The sequence below is a fragment of the Gluconobacter sp. P5H9_a genome (genome assembly GCF_018812085.1).
GTDB lineage: Bacteria > Pseudomonadota > Alphaproteobacteria > Acetobacterales > Acetobacteraceae > Gluconobacter.
On sequence record NZ_JACRVW010000074.1, the window covers coordinates 1 to 553 of the forward strand.

At 55.9% G+C, this 553-nt stretch carries 1 protein-coding gene; it reads left to right on the forward strand.

Annotation, left to right across the window (positions count from 1 at the left end; genetic code table 11):
- The first annotated feature begins 141 nt into the window (after positions 1–141).
- On the forward strand, positions 142–420 hold the full coding sequence (locus tag KP708_RS15540; RefSeq protein WP_371823804.1) for a type II toxin-antitoxin system RelE/ParE family toxin: 279 nt from the start codon (positions 142–144) through the stop codon (positions 418–420).
- Positions 421–553 lie beyond the last annotated feature (133 nt).

Here is a 553-nt window from a genome sequence, read left to right on the forward strand (position 1 = left end):
GTTCGAGACGGAATCCGCGCCGGTTCGAGACGGAATCCGCGCCGCAGATGAAGGGCGCAAGCGTCCCTATTCTGAGGTGCGTAACTGGCTCCTCTCTTGGGGTACGGAACACGAAAAACCTGCACCACAGCGCGGGTAATCGTGCAAAATTTCATCGTTGATATTACCGCTCCAGCGGTCGATGACCTCCAAAGTATTAGAAATCACATAGGGGAAGAAAACCCCGCAGCAGCAAGCCGTGTTGCTATTCAGATAGTCGCAGCCTGTGACCGTCTCGAATATCTACCGGCACGAGGCCGACCGGGCCTTGTCCCTGGCACGCGAGAACTGGTGTCCTGCTGGCCGTATGTAATCGGCGATCGCATCGCAGAKTCAACGGTCGAAATCCTGCGCAGCTGGCACAGTTCTCAAGACCGATAGAMCGCTAACTCGTATCGAGGKGCGTTTACTGGTGCTGAGTKATGCCTACTAAAATATGAGGCAGTTCCTCTGGGGTAGTGTGGAAGCTGCCCCATTTTCGTGACCTGTCACATACCGAGCGAGGGGCCGGTGG